This is a genomic window from Aquitalea denitrificans, from assembly GCF_009856625.1.
GTDB lineage: Bacteria > Pseudomonadota > Gammaproteobacteria > Burkholderiales > Chromobacteriaceae > Aquitalea > Aquitalea denitrificans.
Genome location: NZ_CP047241.1, coordinates 61,375 through 76,669 on the forward strand (window position 1 = coordinate 61,375; position 15,295 = coordinate 76,669).

At 58.2% G+C, this 15,295-nt stretch carries 13 protein-coding genes and 1 pseudogene; 11 read left to right on the plus strand and 3 right to left on the minus strand.

Translation table 11 applies throughout. From position 1 onward, the window contains the following. The first annotated feature begins 314 nt into the window (after positions 1 to 314). From GSR16_RS00300 to gap, 5 genes are all read left to right on the plus strand, one after another. Positions 315 to 1,049, plus strand: a complete 735-nt coding sequence (locus tag GSR16_RS00300; protein WP_159874610.1) for a GntR family transcriptional regulator — start codon at positions 315 to 317, stop codon at positions 1,047 to 1,049. Then, on the plus strand, positions 1,046 to 2,167 hold the full coding sequence (gene nagA / locus GSR16_RS00305; protein ID WP_159874611.1) for an N-acetylglucosamine-6-phosphate deacetylase: 1,122 nt from the start codon (positions 1,046 to 1,048) through the stop codon (positions 2,165 to 2,167). Before GSR16_RS00300 ends, nagA begins: the two co-directional genes overlap by 4 nt. Continuing rightward, positions 2,148 to 3,170, plus strand: a complete 1,023-nt coding sequence (locus tag GSR16_RS00310; RefSeq protein ID WP_240902562.1) for an SIS domain-containing protein — start codon at positions 2,148 to 2,150, stop codon at positions 3,168 to 3,170. The genes nagA and GSR16_RS00310 overlap by 20 nt, the downstream gene beginning before the upstream one ends. Before the next feature lie 420 nt (positions 3,171 to 3,590). After that, positions 3,591 to 5,345 (plus strand): N-acetylglucosamine-specific PTS transporter subunit IIBC, encoded by a 1,755-nt coding sequence (nagE, locus tag GSR16_RS00315; protein WP_240902563.1) that lies wholly within the window; start codon positions 3,591 to 3,593, stop codon positions 5,343 to 5,345. Positions 5,346 to 5,519: 174 nt separating this feature from the next. After that, complete coding sequence (gene gap / locus GSR16_RS00320) at positions 5,520 to 6,530, plus strand: type I glyceraldehyde-3-phosphate dehydrogenase (RefSeq protein ID WP_159874613.1); 1,011 nt, start codon at positions 5,520 to 5,522, stop codon at positions 6,528 to 6,530. 271 nt (positions 6,531 to 6,801) lie between these two features. Here the strand turns inward: gap and GSR16_RS00325 are convergent, their stop codons facing one another. Next, positions 6,802 to 7,245, minus strand: coding sequence for an Lrp/AsnC family transcriptional regulator (locus GSR16_RS00325; RefSeq protein ID WP_159874614.1), 444 nt, complete (start codon positions 7,243 to 7,245; stop codon positions 6,802 to 6,804). Between the two features lie 453 nt (positions 7,246 to 7,698). On the opposite strand from GSR16_RS00325, the gene phoB reads away from it, so the two are divergent. The 4 genes from phoB (at position 7,699) to tal (ending at position 11,257) form a co-directional block, all read left to right on the plus strand. Continuing rightward, positions 7,699 to 8,388, plus strand: a complete 690-nt coding sequence (gene phoB / locus GSR16_RS00330; RefSeq protein ID WP_159874615.1) for a phosphate regulon transcriptional regulator PhoB — start codon at positions 7,699 to 7,701, stop codon at positions 8,386 to 8,388. Positions 8,389 to 8,395: 7 nt separating this feature from the next. Then, positions 8,396 to 9,718 (plus strand): phosphate regulon sensor histidine kinase PhoR, encoded by a 1,323-nt coding sequence (gene phoR, locus GSR16_RS00335; protein ID WP_159874616.1) that lies wholly within the window; start codon positions 8,396 to 8,398, stop codon positions 9,716 to 9,718. Between the two features lie 85 nt (positions 9,719 to 9,803). Then, on the plus strand, positions 9,804 to 10,103 hold the full coding sequence (locus GSR16_RS00340) for a Dabb family protein (protein WP_159874617.1): 300 nt from the start codon (positions 9,804 to 9,806) through the stop codon (positions 10,101 to 10,103). Positions 10,104 to 10,195: 92 nt separating this feature from the next. After that, the gene (tal, locus tag GSR16_RS00345) at positions 10,196 to 11,257 is read left to right on the plus strand and encodes a transaldolase (protein WP_159874618.1); all 1,062 of its coding nucleotides are present in this window, start codon (positions 10,196 to 10,198) and stop codon (positions 11,255 to 11,257) included. A gap of 67 nt (positions 11,258 to 11,324) precedes the next feature. On the opposite strand, the gene GSR16_RS00350 is transcribed toward tal, so the two are convergent. Continuing rightward, positions 11,325 to 11,855, minus strand: coding sequence for a hemerythrin domain-containing protein (locus GSR16_RS00350; protein ID WP_159874619.1), 531 nt, complete (start codon positions 11,853 to 11,855; stop codon positions 11,325 to 11,327). A 349-nt stretch (positions 11,856 to 12,204) separates the two neighbouring features. Between GSR16_RS00350 and GSR16_RS21070 the strand changes: the two are divergent. Beyond that, positions 12,205 to 12,450 (plus strand): annotated as a pseudogene (locus tag GSR16_RS21070) (GNAT family N-acetyltransferase); the annotation flags it as partial. Positions 12,451 to 12,516: 66 nt separating this feature from the next. Then, positions 12,517 to 13,071 (plus strand): 1,6-anhydro-N-acetylmuramyl-L-alanine amidase AmpD, encoded by a 555-nt coding sequence (gene ampD / locus GSR16_RS21075; RefSeq protein ID WP_420837518.1) that lies wholly within the window; start codon positions 12,517 to 12,519, stop codon positions 13,069 to 13,071. 246 nt (positions 13,072 to 13,317) lie between these two features. Here the strand turns inward: ampD and kup are convergent, their stop codons facing one another. Further along, on the minus strand, positions 13,318 to 15,183 hold the full coding sequence (gene kup / locus GSR16_RS00360; RefSeq protein ID WP_159874621.1) for a low affinity potassium transporter Kup: 1,866 nt from the start codon (positions 15,181 to 15,183) through the stop codon (positions 13,318 to 13,320). Positions 15,184 to 15,295 lie beyond the last annotated feature (112 nt).

Here is a 15,295-nt window from a genome sequence, read left to right on the forward strand (position 1 = left end):
CACTGCCTGAGTGTGATGACCTTTTTTCTAGGCTGTTCACGTTTTAGTCATGCAATATGACCACTTAAATACCAGTTTGTCAGGTATTTCCACTACAAATCCCATCCCGTCTGTCTTGAACCGCCCGCAAATCATGCTGCTACAGCATGAGCAAGCTCAGCGTGCGTGCTGTCACTTCTGCTTGATTTTCAATAATTGGTATTGACGTGGTATTTGAGTGGTATTAACTTTTCGCAGCATGACAGATGCTGGTCTTGCCGGGCCAGGAATGCGATATTCGGCCTGTTATCAATCAGACCAGTTGCAGACCGCTTATGGAAAACCGTTGGAGCGCACTCAAGCCGGAAGGGGAGTCCACCACACCGCTGTATTTGCAGCTTGCCCGCAAACTGGCGGAGGCCATCAATGCCGGCTGGTGGCAGGCTGATGAAGCCCTGCCGTCCGAGCGCACTTTTTCCGAAGAACTGGGCATTTCGCGGGTGACAGCGCGCAAGGCGATGGATGTATTGCTGGAGCAGGGGCTGATTCGCCGTCGCCATGGTTCCGGCACCTTCATCACACCGCGGCTGGAACAGCCCTTGTCCCGGCTGGTGGGATTTACCGAACAATTACGCCAGCGCGGCTTTGAGCCGTCGTCGGTATGGCTGGAGCGGGGTATTCATCCGCCCAGCAATGATGAGGTGATCAAGCTGGGGCTGTCGCCCACCTCTCAGGTGGCACGGCTGAAGCGGCAACGGCTGGCCGATGGCGTAGTGATGGCGATCGAGATGACCACTTTGCCAGTGGCCGTTTTGCCTGAGCCGCATAAAGTGGGTAACTCGCTGTACGCCTATCTGGATAGTGCCGGGCAGTCGGTGGTACGAGCGCTGCAGCATATCCGTGCCGTGAATGCTTCGGCGGAGATCGCAGCACTGGCCGGCATCCGTCAGGGCGAGGCCATGTTGCTGATCACCCGCATTGGCTTCAATGCCGACAATCAGGCAATAGAGCTGACCGACACTTATTGCCGTAACGATTATTACGATTTTGTAGCCGAACTGAGACGATGACGACACCACATGTACTGCAGGGCCGCATCCTGACTGCCGATGGCTGGCGGGACGGCATGCTGGAACTGGGCAAGGATGGCCGCATTGCTGCTATCAAGGACTGCTTGCCAACAGGCCGCGCGGCAGCGCGCTATATCCTGCCTGGCTTCATCGACCTGCATGTACATGGCGGTGGCGGGGTGGACATCATGCAAGGCGGCCTGGCTGCCGAAGCCGTGGCACAGTTGCATGCTCGCCACGGCACTACCTCCATGCTGGCCACTACCATGACCGCACCGATGGAGGAAATTGAAAGCGTGCTGGCTGCGCTGGGGCCGTCATGCCGCCAGCGTGCTCGTGGCAGTGCCCGTTTGCTGGGCGTGCATCTGGAAGGCCCGTACATCAACCCGGGCAAGCTGGGGGCGCAGCCGGACGATGCCTGCCAGGCGGTATTGTCGCAGATTGAAAAGCTGCGTCAGCTGGCCCCGATTGCCCTGCTGACACTGGCACCGGAAATCCCCGGTCACATGGACATTATCCGTGCCTTGAGCGATGCCGGCATCCGGGTGCAGATCGGCCATACCCTGGGCAGTTACGAAGACGGTGTGCAGGCGCTGCAACAGGGTGCGGCAGGTTTTACCCATCTGTTCAATGCCATGACCGGCCTGCATCACCGCGAGCCGGGCATGGTGGGGGCGGCGCTGGCGCATGCCGAATATGCCGAACTGATTCCCGATCTGCTGCATGTGCATCCCGGTGCCATTCGCACCGCGCTGCGTGCCATCCCCAGGCTGTATTGCGTTACCGACTCCACCGCAGCAGCCGGCATGCCGGATGGTGAGTACAAGCTGGGCTCGCACACCGTACACAAATGCCTGGGTGGGGTGCGTCTGGCTGACGGCACGCTGGCAGGCAGCACGCTGACCATGGATCAGGCATTGCGCAATCTGGTGTCCATCGGCTTGTCGCTGGCCGAGGCTTCGCACCGGCTGTCCTTGTATCCGGCCGATTATCTGGGCCATGCCGACCGTGGCCGGCTGCAGCCGGGAGCCTGGGCGGATGTGCTGGTGCTGGATGAGGCGCTGAATTTGCTGGATGTCTATCTGGAGGGAGAACACCTTGTCGTCTCTGATGTATGAAGAAGCCCTGTCCGCGGCCGATGCCGTGGCTGCCCAACACATGTATGCCGATGAGGGCCTGGCCGTACTGGGCCGCGAGCTGGCCACTGCGCCGCCTACGCTGGCACTGACCGTGGCGCGTGGCAGCTCGGACCATGCGGCCAATTACTTTGCTTACCTCGCCATGCAGAGGCTGGGCGTGCCGGTGGTGTCACTGCCGATGTCGCTGGTGACCCTGCATCACGCGCCGCTGGCGGTAAAGGGCCAGTTGGCGGTAGCCCTGTCCCAGTCCGGGCAGAGTCCGGACCTGATCGACACCATGAGCCGTCTGGCCGAGGCCGGGGCACGCACCGTGGCCCTGGTCAACAAGCACGAATCTCCGCTGGCGGCAGCGTGCGAGTGGTCGCTGCCGCTGTGTGCCGGTGAGGAAAAGAGCGTAGCCGCCACCAAGAGCTATATCGCCTCGCTGTCTGCTGTGGCGCGGTTGGTGGCGCACTGGCAGGGCGATGCATCCTTGTTGCAGGCACTGGATCAACTGCCAGGCCAGTTGCAGTTGGCTTGCCGACAGGACTGGTCGGCTGCCATCCCGGTTCTTGCTGCCGCAGAACGCATCATGGTAGTGGGGCGTGGTCTCGGTTTTGCCGTGGCGTTGGAAGCCGCACTCAAGTTCAAGGAAACTTGCGCCATCCAGGCCGAGGCGTTCTCAGGCGCTGAAATCAAACATGGCCCGATGGCCCTGATCGATGAAGGCTACCCGCTGCTGGTATTTGCGCCGCGTGGACCGGAGCAACAGGGCCTGATTGCCCTGGCCGAGGAAATGCGTGGCCGTGGTGCCCGGGTGTTGCTGGCGGCACCGGATGACGTTGCCAGCCGCGACCTGACGTTGAGCGTGGCTGCTGACGAAGCACTGGACCCGCTGCTGGCCATCCAGAGCTTTTATCTGATGGCAGCGCAGCTGTCGGAAGCACGTGGCCTCAACCCGGATACCCCGCGCCATCTGTCCAAGGTCACCCGTACGCATTGAAGTCTGAACTGCCCATGGCCACTGTCTGGCGGCCATCAGTCAACCCCATACGGCCTGCTGCCGTGCATGATGCTGCCTGTGCCACATCCTGGCACGGTGCATCCGGCATGGCCTGAGTCCCGGGAGCCTGGCCATCACATTGGCCACTCCTGGCCCGAACAGGAGAAGCCCGGATGTCTCACATCCATCAATACCTGTCTGTGTCTGCTGACATGTTCTTGGCGGCACATGCTGCCTTCCCTGCCATTGCTAGCGGCATGGTTCATCCTGCCGTGACCGTGGTGCCGCCCTGACCGGTCCGACCGGCCCACACTATCTGGCTGATTGATTGCGATATATCCCGTTTGTTGGCCGGAAAGGTCGACAGGTGGGCAAAAAGGGATGGCCGCTGGCTATCCGATAACCACAGGAGGCGTTGAGGTGAGTACACAGAACAATTTTGCCGGTATCCAGCAACTGGGCCGGGCATTGATGCTGCCGATCGCGGTATTGCCGGTTGCCGGCCTGCTATTGCGCTTGGGGCAGCCGGATCTGTTGAACATCAAGGTGATGGCGCAGGCCGGGGATGCCATCTTCGGCAATCTGGCACTGATTTTCGCCATTGGCGTGGCGGTGGGCTTTGCCCGCGACAACAACGGCGCTGCGGGCCTGGCGGGTGCCATCGGCTACATGGTGCTGACGGCCGTACTGAAGGTGATGCCGGATACCCTGCTGGCCTATGCGGTGTTCAAGCCTCTGGTGCATCTGGACGCAGAGGGCAAACCGTTTGCCATCAATATGGGGGTACTGGCGGGGATTTTGTCCGGCCTCATCGCCGGTGTGCTGTACAACCGCTACAAAGACATCAAGCTCCCTACCTATCTGGCGTTTTTTGGCGGGCGACGCTTTGTGCCGATTGCCACTGGTTTTGCCATGTTGCTGCTGGGCGTGCTGCTGGGCCTGGCTTGGCCCCCAGTACAAAACGGCATCGATGCGGTGGGCAAGTGGCTGATCGGCGTTGGCGAAATTGGCCTGTTCATTTACGGTGTGCTCAATCGCCTGCTGATCGTGACGGGCTTGCACCACATTCTCAATACCATGGTGTGGTTCCAGGTGGGTGATTACACTGACGCGGCAGGCAAGCTGGTGCATGGCGACCTCACCCGCTTCTTTGCCGGGGATAGAAGTGCCGGCATGTTCATGAGCGGCTTTTTCCCGGTAATGATGTTTGGCCTGCCTGCCGCCTGCCTGGCGATGTATCGGGCAGCCAAGCCGGAAAACAAGGCGGCAGTCGGCGGGGTGCTGTTTTCCATGGCGCTGACCGCCTTCCTGACCGGGGTGACCGAGCCGGTCGAGTTTGCCTTCATGTTTCTTGCCCCCGTGCTGTATGCCATCCATGCCGTGCTGACCGGTATTGCCATGGCCTTGATGTACGCACTGGGTGTGCATCTGGGCTTTGGCTTTTCTGCGGGTCTGTTCGATTATCTGCTCAATTTCGGCATTGCCCAGAAGCCGTTGCTGTTGCTGCCGGTGGGGCTGCTGTACTTCGTGGTGTATTACAGCCTGTTCAGCTTCTTCATCCGTAAATTCGATTTGCAGACCATGGGTCGTGAAGCGGTGCAACAGGTAGTCGTGGTGGCTGTGGAAGGTTCGGCCCGTGCCCGCGGTTTCATTCTGGCGCTGGGCGGGGTGGCCAATCTCAAGTCGGTGGATGCCTGCACCACCCGTCTGCGTCTGCAGGTGGCGGACAATGACAAGGTGGATGAAGCAGCGCTCAAGGCGCTGGGGTCGCGCGGGCTGATCAAGCCGGCTGCTGGCAGCGTGCAGGTTGTGTTGGGACCAGAAGCAGACCTGATCTCCGATGAAATCCGCACTGCCTTGCTGCAAGGCGAAGGGGCGACTGACAGCGCACCGGCAGCAGCCGTCCCGCAGCCTGTCGTGCGTGCGCAGCGCCCGGTTGCCTCGGATGGGCAGCGTGCTGCCTGGCAGCAGGCTCTGGGCGGACAGGCTAATGTAAAACGAGTGGATGTGGTGGCCGGCAGCCGTCTGCGGGTGGAGGTGGCCGATGCCAGCCTGGTGGATGCCACCGCCTTGCAGGCACTGGGTGCACGCGGGGTGACAACCTTCTCGGCCACACTGCTGCATGTGATGCTGACAGAAGACCCTGCTCCTTTTGCCAGTTTGTTGCAGGTGTAAAACCCGAATGGCACTACACGGCGGCGAGCCTTTGCTGGTAAGGATTTCGCCGCATTGTTGGTAACCCGCACACTACTTTTGTAGTCGCTTGCTTACAGCGCAAAAGGAGCAGAAATTGAAAGGCGCAGGGCACCAGATGACCCTGCACCAATTATCAAATTAGGAGGATGCATCATGACGTTGAAAGTTGCCATTAATGGTTACGGCCGCATCGGCCGCATGGTGGTCCGCGCCTGGCAGGAGCGTTTTGCTGACCGCGACATCGAAATCGTGGCCATCAATGACCTGGGCAAGCCGGAACTGCACGAACACCTCACCCGCTTTGACAGCGTGCACGGCCCGTTTGGCGGCACCATTGCGCTGGAAGGCGATGCCCTGGTGGTGAACGGCAAGCCGATCAAACTGCTGTCCATCCGTAACCCGGCCGAATTGCCGTGGAAAGAACTGGGTGTGGATGTGGTACTGGAATGTACCGGCATCTTTACCAAGCGCGACAAAGCCGCGCTGCACCTGGAAGCCGGCGCCAAACGCGTGCTGATTTCCGCCCCGGCCAACGATGCCGATGCCACCGTGGTATTCGGCGTGAACGACGACGTGCTGACCAGCGCCATGACCGTGGTATCCAACGCCTCTTGCACCACCAACTGCCTGGCTCCGCTGGTAGAGCCGCTGATTGATACCGTCGGTATCGAACGTGGCCTGATGACCACCATCCATGCCTACACCAACGATCAGGTGCTGCTGGATACCGACCACTCCGACCTGCGTCGCGCCCGTTCTGCTGCCGTGTCGATGATTCCGACCAAGACCGGTGCCGCCGCTGCCGTGGGCCTGGTCCTGCCCAAGCTGCAGGGCAAGCTGGATGGCTTTGCCGTCCGCGTGCCGGTAAGCAATGTTTCGCTGGTGGACCTCACCTTTACTGCCAGCCGTGACACCACCGTGGCCGAAGTGAACGAACTCATCACTACCGCCGCCAAGGGCAAGCTGGCCGGCGTGCTGGCCGTTAACACCCTGCCGCTGGTATCGCGTGATTTCCTGCACCACCCGGCTTCAAGCATATTTGATTCCACGCTGACCCGCGTTATTGCCGGGCGTGAAGTCAAGGTGCTGTCCTGGTATGACAACGAATGGGGCTTTGCCAACCGTATGCTGGATACCTCGCTGGCCTGGGCGGCCGCCAAGTAACTTTAGTAATGCCTTCTTCCTGGCAGTGTCAGATCTGTTGGGGAGAAGGCAGTGCAGTAAACCCGGTTGTGATTGGTCAGAAGATGACAGCCTGGGTGCTTCGTTCGTAGATGTGCTTCTATATGGTCTCTCCCAAGAGCTTGGCCGAAGAATCGATGATTCTTCGGCCATTTTTTTGCCCTGGAAAATTGGCCCACATCCCATCTTCCCGGCAGCATGGATTAGCAGTCGGCATGTAGCTGTCAGGTGGCAGGCAGGTTCCCGCAGGTGTTCAGTCATCCTGCAGCAATTGCGGCATGCGCGGTGCTACCGGCATGTCGATGATGATGGACGTTTTGGTATCGCCAAACTGCATCAACTGGGCAATCAGGGTCTGCAGGCTGGGCATGGTGTCCACCGCTACTTTCATCATCAGACCGCTGGTTCCGGTAATGGACGCGCACTCCAGCACCTGCGGCATGTTGCGGATGCGGTCCAGAACCACGTAGTAATCCAGATGTTTGACGGTCAGTTCTATCATGCACAGGATGGGTAGCCCGGCTTTGGCTGGGTCGATCTGCGCATGGTAGCCGGTAATCACCCCTGTTCTTTCCAGCTTCTCGACACGATCAGCAATGGCTGGGGCCGACAGGTTTACCCGGCGAGCCAGCTCGGCATAGCTGATACGGGCATTTTCATGCAGGCTGGTGAGGATTTTTTTGTCGAATTTATCCATGTTTCGAATCAAAGGTTTTATGGCATTAAAAAGCCATTTTACAAGGCATTAATGCGAAAAATCCCATATTTTTACATTAAATTATTGCCGCTTGCTCCGTACAATGCCTGCCTTATCGGAGCTGTTGCGGCACTGTCCCGCCGTAATGGTTCCAGTCTGGATTCGTTGCTGATGGGCGCATGTCCCTGTGCCTGTTTGAAACTGTCCTGGTGATCTCTTTGTCCCTGGTCTCAAGTCAGACAAACAAATTTTTTGACGAAGGCCATTCCGGGTCTGCCATGCGGCAGGCCCGTTTTTTTTGTCAGTATCTTGGTCATGACGTGGCAAGATGGTGGCCTTGCCGCCCTGGATGACAAGCATTACAGAAGTTTTGCCAACTATTTAAGAAATGTCATATTTCTGTAATCGCTGCTTTTTATCCTTGCCATCATCAAACCGGGACTGGACCGATACATGGCTGCCAATATTTTGCTTGTCGAAGACGAACCTGCAATTCAGGAACTGATCGCCTTTAACCTTACCCAGGCAGGGCACCACGTGTTGCGTGCCAGCACGGCGGAGGCTGCACTCACTCTGGTGCGCAATGCCCTGCCGGACCTGGTGCTGCTGGACTGGATGTTGCCGGGTGCTTCCGGTGTGGATATTGCCAAGCGCCTGCGTTCGGATGAGCGCACCAAGCATATTCCCATCATCATGCTGACTGCGCGCTCAGATGAGCAGGACAAGATTACCGGGCTGGAATCCGGCGCGGACGATTACATCACCAAACCGTTTTCCCCGCGTGAACTGCTGGCCCGCATCAAGGCGGTGCTGCGCCGCCGTGCACCGCAAATGACCGACGATGCTGTTGAAGTGCAGGGACTGCGACTGGATCCTATCACTCACCGCGTTAGCGGCAATGGCGATACTATCGACCTGGGCCCTACCGAATTCCGCCTGCTGCATTTCTTCATGACCCATCCGGAACGGGTGCATTCACGCTCGCAACTGCTCGATCAGGTGTGGGGTGACCATGTATTTGTGGAGGAACGCACGGTTGATGTGCATATCCGCCGCCTGCGCAGTTCGCTCGAGATCACGGGTCACGACGCGCTGATTCAGACCGTACGTGGTACCGGCTATCGTTTTTCCACTCAGCAGTGAGGTTGTCTTGCGAGAATTCCTGCAGCGTACTCTGGCATGGCTGATTGTCATCCTCTTCATTGGTCTTGCCTTCTGGGCATTTTCCGGACCGATTGAAGGCCTGATTGCTGCCTGCGTCGCCCTGCTGGCCTGGCTGGGTTTTCATCTGTATCACATCGCCCTGCTGCTGCGCTGGCTGGATCACCCGACGGCCGAGCGGGTGCCGGATGGCTTCGGTGCCTGGCATACCGTGTTCATGACGCTGTACCGTACCATGCGCACCCAGATGCAAAGTAAGCGCAAGCTGACCAATGTACTGGAGCGCTTCATCAATGCCGGTGAAGCCATGCCTGACGGGGTGGTGGTGCTGGATGAGCATGACCGTATCGAGTGGATCAACCCGATGGCGATGGAGCATCTGAACCTGGACCGCAAGCAGGATGTGGGCAACCAGATTCTCAACCTCATCCGTCAGCCCAGTTTTCATAGCTATATGAAAAGTGCCAGCTTCAGCCAGCCGCTGGTGCTGCAGTTTACTCAGCCACGTGAACTGGTGATTTCGGTACAGCTGGTTCCGTTTGATTCAACGCGCAAGCTGCTGCTCAGCCGGGATATTACCTCGCTGGAACGGGTGCAGACGGTGCACCGGGATTTTGTTGCCAATGTTTCGCATGAACTGCGTACTCCTTTGACCGTGGTAGGCGGGTTTCTGGAAACCCTGTCCGACATGGAAGAAGTCGATCAGGCCACGCTCAGCCATTTCCTGCCCATGATGATGGAGCAATCACGCCGTATGCAGAGCCTGGTGGAAGACCTGCTTACTCTGTCCCGGCTGGAAAACAGCCCCAAGGCCGTTGCTGCCGAGAAGGTGAATATGCAGGAAATGCTGGATACCCTGATGGTAGAAGCTGAAGGCCTGTCGCAAGGCCGGCATCATGTCCGGCTGGAAAAGGGCTGCAGCCAGTGGCTGTGGGGCAGTGCACAGGAGCTGCATTCGGCATTTGGCAATCTGGTATCCAATGCTGTGCGCTACACCCCGGAAGGAGGCGACATCGTCCTGACGTGGAAGGCCGATGGTGAAAGACTGTGTTTTTCGGTCAAGGACAGTGGCATTGGCATTCCGCGCGAGCATATTCCGCGACTGACCGAACGTTTCTATCGGGTTGACCGTGGGCGTTCGCGTGGCAATGGTGGTACCGGGCTGGGCTTGGCCATCGTCAAGCATGTGATTGCCCGCCATAATGCCAAGCTGGAAATCCGCAGCGAGCCGGACAAGGGCAGTACTTTCAGCGTGATTTTCCAGCGCGAGCGTTCGGCAGAGCCGGAAATGCAGTCCGGAGGCCATGCTTGAGCATGCTTGACTGCGTACTTGCACGCATGGGCAGCTGGCAAGACAGGCAGCATAATCGGGGACTTGTTGCCTGATTGGAGTGTCCATGTTGCAGCACATTGTGCTCTTCCGTTTTGTACCGTCCTGTAAGGTGGCTGATCTGTGCTGCATCAGCCAACGCTTTTCCCGCCTGGCGCAGCTTGTGCCAGACATTTTGTCGCTGAGCGGTGGTGCGGATTGCAGTCCGGAAGGCTTGCAGCATGGATTTACCCATGGTTGGCTGCTGCAGTTTGCCGACACGGCAGCCCGTGATGCCTACCTGACCCACCCTGCCCATCTGGAATTCATTAATTTCATTCAGCCGTTTGTTGATGACGTTTTAGTTAGTGATTTCCCTGCACGTTAACGGCCATTCGCTGCATTATGGACTTGGCCTTCTAACGTAGTCGCGCTAGGATGTTCTTCTTCTGTGCAAACTTCCCGACTCCGGACCACACCATGAACCGTCTGCAATCCATTCGTCCGTTCGGCCAGCGTATCTGGCTGGATAACCTGTCCCGTGAACTGCTGGCTTCGGGTGAACTGGCCCGCCTGCTGCAGGAAGACGGTATCGCCGGTGTTACTTCCAATCCGGCCATCTTCTACAAGGCCATCAGCACTGATGCCAGCTACCAGGCCGACTTGGCACGCTTGCAGGCGGATGCCAGCCTGAACGCCGAGCAGCGTTACGAAGCACTGGTGGTGCCGGACATCCAGGCCGCCTGTGATCTGCTACAGGATCAATACCGCAGCAGCGCCGGTAATGACGGCTATGTCAGTCTGGAAGTCTCCCCGGCCTTGTCGCATGACGAAGCCGGTACCCTGGCTGCGGCACGTCGTTTGTGGGCCGAGATCAACCGTCCGAATGCGATGATCAAGATCCCGGCTACGGCAGAGGGCATCCGCGCTTTCCAGACGCTGACCGCCGAGGGCATCAACGTCAACATCACCTTGCTGTTCAGCCTGCCGCAGGTGGAAGCAGTGTGGGATGCCTATATCGATGGCCTGAGCGCACGCCTGGCGGCTGGAAAGCCGGTAGCCGGCATCAAGGCCGTGGCCAGCTTCTTCCTGTCACGGGTGGATAGCCTGCTGGACCCGCAATTGCCGGCCAGCCTGCAAGGCAAGGCTGCCATTGCGCTGTCCAAAGTGGCTTATGCACGCTACCAGCAGCGCTTTCATGGCAGCGAGTTTGCTGCGCTCAAGGTGGCAGGTGCCTGGCCGCAATTCCTGCTGTGGGCTTCTACTGGTACCAAGAATGCGGCTTACTCAGACGTTCTTTACGTGGCAAGCCTGATTGGTGATGAGACGGTCAATACCGTCCCGGATGCCACGCTGGCAGCCTTCCGTGATCATGGTGTAGCCGCGCTGACCCTGCCACAGGACGCACAGCAGGCGCAGATCACCCTGCTGGAGGTGGCCGAGGCTGATATCGACCTGGTGGCGGTGGGTGACAAGCTGCAGCAGGATGGCCTCAAGCTGTTCGAGGATGCCTTTGCTGCCTTGCTGAAACTGACTGCCTGATCAGGGGCGTTGGGACGAAGTAAAAAGGATGCCGTCGGCATCCTTTTTACATGGTGGCCTGACCGTGTCAGCAGGCCTGCTGGCGACGCTGGGCCATACGCAGGCCTGCACTGCGCAATTCATCCGTGTTCAGGGTGGCCGCTGCGGTGGGAATCAGCCAGGCTTCTTCCGATGCGGCATGTTCGCGGTACTGACGCACAAATTCGGCCACTGCATTTTCGCTGATATTGTCGATTTCACCATTGCGCAGGGCACGCAGATCGTCGCGAATGGCATTCCAGCACGAGTGCAGATAGCCATGCTCGGCTTCCAGCTGTTCGATGCGCGGGGCCGCGGTTGGCACGCGCTCCAGCAAAATGGGAAACAGCTCTTCTTCCTCATCAATATGGTGGGCTGGGCCGGCTACGTCGAAATAGCGGATGACACCGTCGATGGTGTTCTTCACCGCATCATTGACGCCATGCTCGGCAATATAGCCGGGCAGTTTATCCAGCTGGTCACAGAAGCGGCGTATCTTGTCGTGACAGGCCAGCAGCATGTCCAGTGGCTGTTCGAAACTGGCGCTGCCTGTGTTGCCGATATCATTCAGGGTAAGCATGGTGGGTGGCCTCAAACTGGGTGAATGTGTCGAGTGTGCCGTGCTGCATTGCAAAAAACCATGATTCTGCTCAAATGCACCGCATTGAATGGGCTGCTGGCGGCGAGGCTGGCACAATAGCCTATTGTGCGCTTTGCCACTGTATGCCGGGAAGTAGAATGACGGAGTGTGGCAATCCGTAACCCGAAAGGTGGAAATGGATATTCCCTTTGTCGTCAAGGATGTAGTACTAAGCGATCCTGCATTGGCTGAGGCCGTGCTTCGTATTCAGCTGCTGGCACATCAGGTGGAAGTGAAATGGCTGAATTATCCGGCACTGCCGGTGATGTGGCATGAGGTAAGCCAGGTAATGGCTTGCCGTGATCGCGTGATCGGCGCATTCGAGGGAGAGGCCTTGCGTGGGGTGCTGGTGGCAAGCAAACGCCAGCAGGGTGGTTGGCATATCGAGCGTACGGTGGTGGATCCGGCGCATTTTGCTGCCGGCTGGGGGTATCGCCTGCTGAATCACCTGCTGGCCGATGCTGATGAAGTCAGCGTGGATACCGCCGAGGTCAACGCGGCGGCGATTGCGCTCTATCACAAGGCTGGCTTTGTACTTGAACAGCGCTGGAGCGTACCGGATGGCCTGGTACTGTGGCGCCTGCTATACCAGGCTGGCCGCTTGCGACCGGTGGTGCATCTCGAACCCAGTGGCTGGGTAAGGGAGGCCAGGCAAGTGCCATCACCCAATTGCGATGAGCGGGAACATGGTGGCCCCGAGTTGCTGGTCATCCACAATATCAGCCTGCCACCATATCGTTATGGCAGCCAGGCAGTGGAGCAGCTGTTTACCAATAGCCTGAATCCAGATGAAGACCCATTCTTTGCCACCATCAGGCAGCTGCGGGTTTCGTCACATTTTTTTATTCGGCGCAGCGGCCAGTTGGTGCAGTTTGTCCCGGTGCAGGCCCGGGCTTGGCACGCCGGAGTTTCCAGCTGGCAGGGCAGGGAGCGCTGTAATGATTTTTCCATTGGTGTCGAGATGGAAGGCTGTGACTTCGAGCCCTTTGCCGATGCCCAGTACCAGATGCTGCTGGCACTGGTGCAGGAACTACGCCAGCACCTGCCATTGCAAGCCATGACGGGACATGAAGATATTGCCCCAGGACGCAAGACGGATCCGGGGCCTTACTTTGACTGGGCGCGGGTGAGGCGGGAAATTGACCTGCCGATGTAGTTGTCGCACTACATAGTAAAATTTCATCCATTTTGCATCGACTGGCCGGCTTGTTTGAGTCGGCTTTTTTTATCGCAGAAAAAATTCACGACACCAAATATGGAATGAATATTTTGTGTAAGTAGCTGAAAATGAATGGAAATATTGCTTTGTGCTGGTGGTTTGTAATCGATTACATTTGCTGATTTGTCGCAGGGAAATAAAAAAGGCAGGCAAAAATGCCTGCCTTTTGATGTAGTTGCTTGACTACAGCTCTACTTGTGCGCCCAGTTCGACCACGCGGTTGGTGGGAATCTGGAAGAAGTCGGTCGCGCGCAGCGCGTTCTTGCTCATCCACACGAACAGGCGTTCGCGCCAGCGTGCCATGCCGGGACGCTCGGTGGAGATGATGGTCTCGCGCGACAGGAAGAAGGAGGTGTCCATCAGTTCGAAAGCCAGGCCATCGGCTTCGCACAAGGTCAGCACATTCAGCACGCTGGGGTCTTCCTTGAAGCCGTAGCGGGCCACCACGCGCCAGAACGATGGCGATAGCTGCACCACTTCCAGTCTGGAGTCATCATCGATGTAGGGAACATCTTCGGTGCGGATGGTCATTAGTACGATGCGATCGTGCAGAACCTTGTTGTGCTTCAGGTTATGCAGCAGTGCATGCGGCACGCCATGCAGGGTGCTGGTAAGAAATACCGCAGTGCCCTGTACCCGTGTCGGCGGGTAGGACTCCAGATTTTCAATGAAACCGTCCAGCGGCAGGGCTTGTTCACGCAGGCGGTCAAACAGCAGCTTGCGACCCTGTTTCCAGGTAGTCATCAACATGAAGATGAGCATGCCCAGTACCAGCGGCAGCCAGCCGCCAGAGAACAGTTTGAGCAGGTTGGCGCTGAAGAAGGCGGTATCGATGATACCGAAGAAAATGGTGATGCCCAGCGCCAGGGGCAGCGGCCAGCGCCAGTTGACCCGCGCCACCACGAAGAACAGCAGCGTGGTGATCAGCATGGTGCCGGTAACGGCAATACCATAGGCCGAGGCCAGGTTATCCGAGCTCTGGAAGATCAGCACGACCACCAGCACCGCCACCAGCAGCGCCCAGTTGACGAAGGGCAGGTAGATCTGGCCGATTTCGTTTTCCGAAGTATGGGAAATTTCCATGCGTGGGCTATAGCCCAGCTGGATGGCCTGGCGGGTCAGCGAGTAAGCACCGGAAATTACCGCTTGCGATGCAATCACCGTGGCCAGCGTGGCCAGGACGATCAGCGGCAGCAGCGCCCATTGCGGTGCCAGCAGGAAGAAGGGGTTCTTGATGGTTTCCGGCTTGAGCATCAAAAGCGCGCCCTGGCCAAAGTAGTTCAGCACTAGTGCAGGCAGTACCAGGCCATACCAGGCCCGACGGATCGGTGCCTTGCCGAAGTGGCCCATATCCGCATACAAGGCTTCCGCCCCCGTCAGCGCCAGCACCACCGAGCCCAGCGTCAGATAGGCAGCAATGCCATGGTGGGCGACAAAGTTATAGGCATACCAGGGGTTGATGGCTGCGAGGATGCCAGGGGCCTGGATGATCTGCAGTACGCCAAGCAGGCCCAGAATGGAGAACCAGGCCAGCATGACCGGGCCAAACAGCATGCCCACGCTGGCAGTGCCGAAGCGCTGCAGTGCAAACAGCCCTACCAGTACGGTAATGGAAATCGGCAGTACATAGGGCTGCATGTTCGGATTGAGTACTTCCAGGCCCTCGGCAGCAGAGAGTACCGACATGGCCGGCGTGATGATGGCATCGCCGTAGAACAGCGAAGCACCGAACAGGCCCAGTAATACTACCTTCCAGCGCGCAGCATGGGTGACGTAGTGACGCGCCAGCGCCATCAGCGCCATGATGCCGCCTTCGCCGTGGTTGTCCGCTCGAAGTACGAAAACCACGTACTTGATGGATACCACGAAGATCAGCGACCAGAAGATCAGCGACAGAATCCCGAAGATATTGTCAGGCGTGGTGGCCATGCCGTGTCCGGTAAAGCATTCGCGCAAGGTGTACAGCGGGCTGGTGCCGATATCCCCATACACCACGCCCAGCGCAGCCAGCGTCAGACCGGTCATGGCTTGTTTATTGTGAGCCTGCATGATTTGTGTGTGCATTCTTTATGTAGTTAAGCATGCATGCCATTCGTCTTCCGTGATTGTTGCGGCGCAAGAAAATGGAATGGCCTGTGAGCGCGAAGGTTACTACTGTGTC

What these genes read in the sequence shown, in the direction of transcription:
- GSR16_RS00340 (WP_159874617.1), top strand. Translation starts at nt 9,804, where the DNA reads ATGTTGCAGCACATTGTGCTCTTCCGTTTTGTACCGTCCTGTAAGGTG.
- kup (WP_159874621.1), bottom strand. Translation starts at nt 15,183, where the DNA reads ATGCAGGCTCACAATAAACAAGCCATGACCGGTCTGACGCTGGCTGCG.
- GSR16_RS00325 (WP_159874614.1), bottom strand. Translation starts at nt 7,245, where the DNA reads ATGGATAAATTCGACAAAAAAATCCTCACCAGCCTGCATGAAAATGCC.
- GSR16_RS00350 (WP_159874619.1), bottom strand. Translation starts at nt 11,855, where the DNA reads ATGCTTACCCTGAATGATATCGGCAACACAGGCAGCGCCAGTTTCGAA.
- phoB (WP_159874615.1), top strand. Translation starts at nt 7,699, where the DNA reads ATGGCTGCCAATATTTTGCTTGTCGAAGACGAACCTGCAATTCAGGAA.
- gap (WP_159874613.1), top strand. Translation starts at nt 5,520, where the DNA reads ATGACGTTGAAAGTTGCCATTAATGGTTACGGCCGCATCGGCCGCATG.
- nagA (WP_159874611.1), top strand. Translation starts at nt 1,046, where the DNA reads ATGACGACACCACATGTACTGCAGGGCCGCATCCTGACTGCCGATGGC.
- tal (WP_159874618.1), top strand. Translation starts at nt 10,196, where the DNA reads ATGAACCGTCTGCAATCCATTCGTCCGTTCGGCCAGCGTATCTGGCTG.
- GSR16_RS00300 (WP_159874610.1), top strand. Translation starts at nt 315, where the DNA reads ATGGAAAACCGTTGGAGCGCACTCAAGCCGGAAGGGGAGTCCACCACA.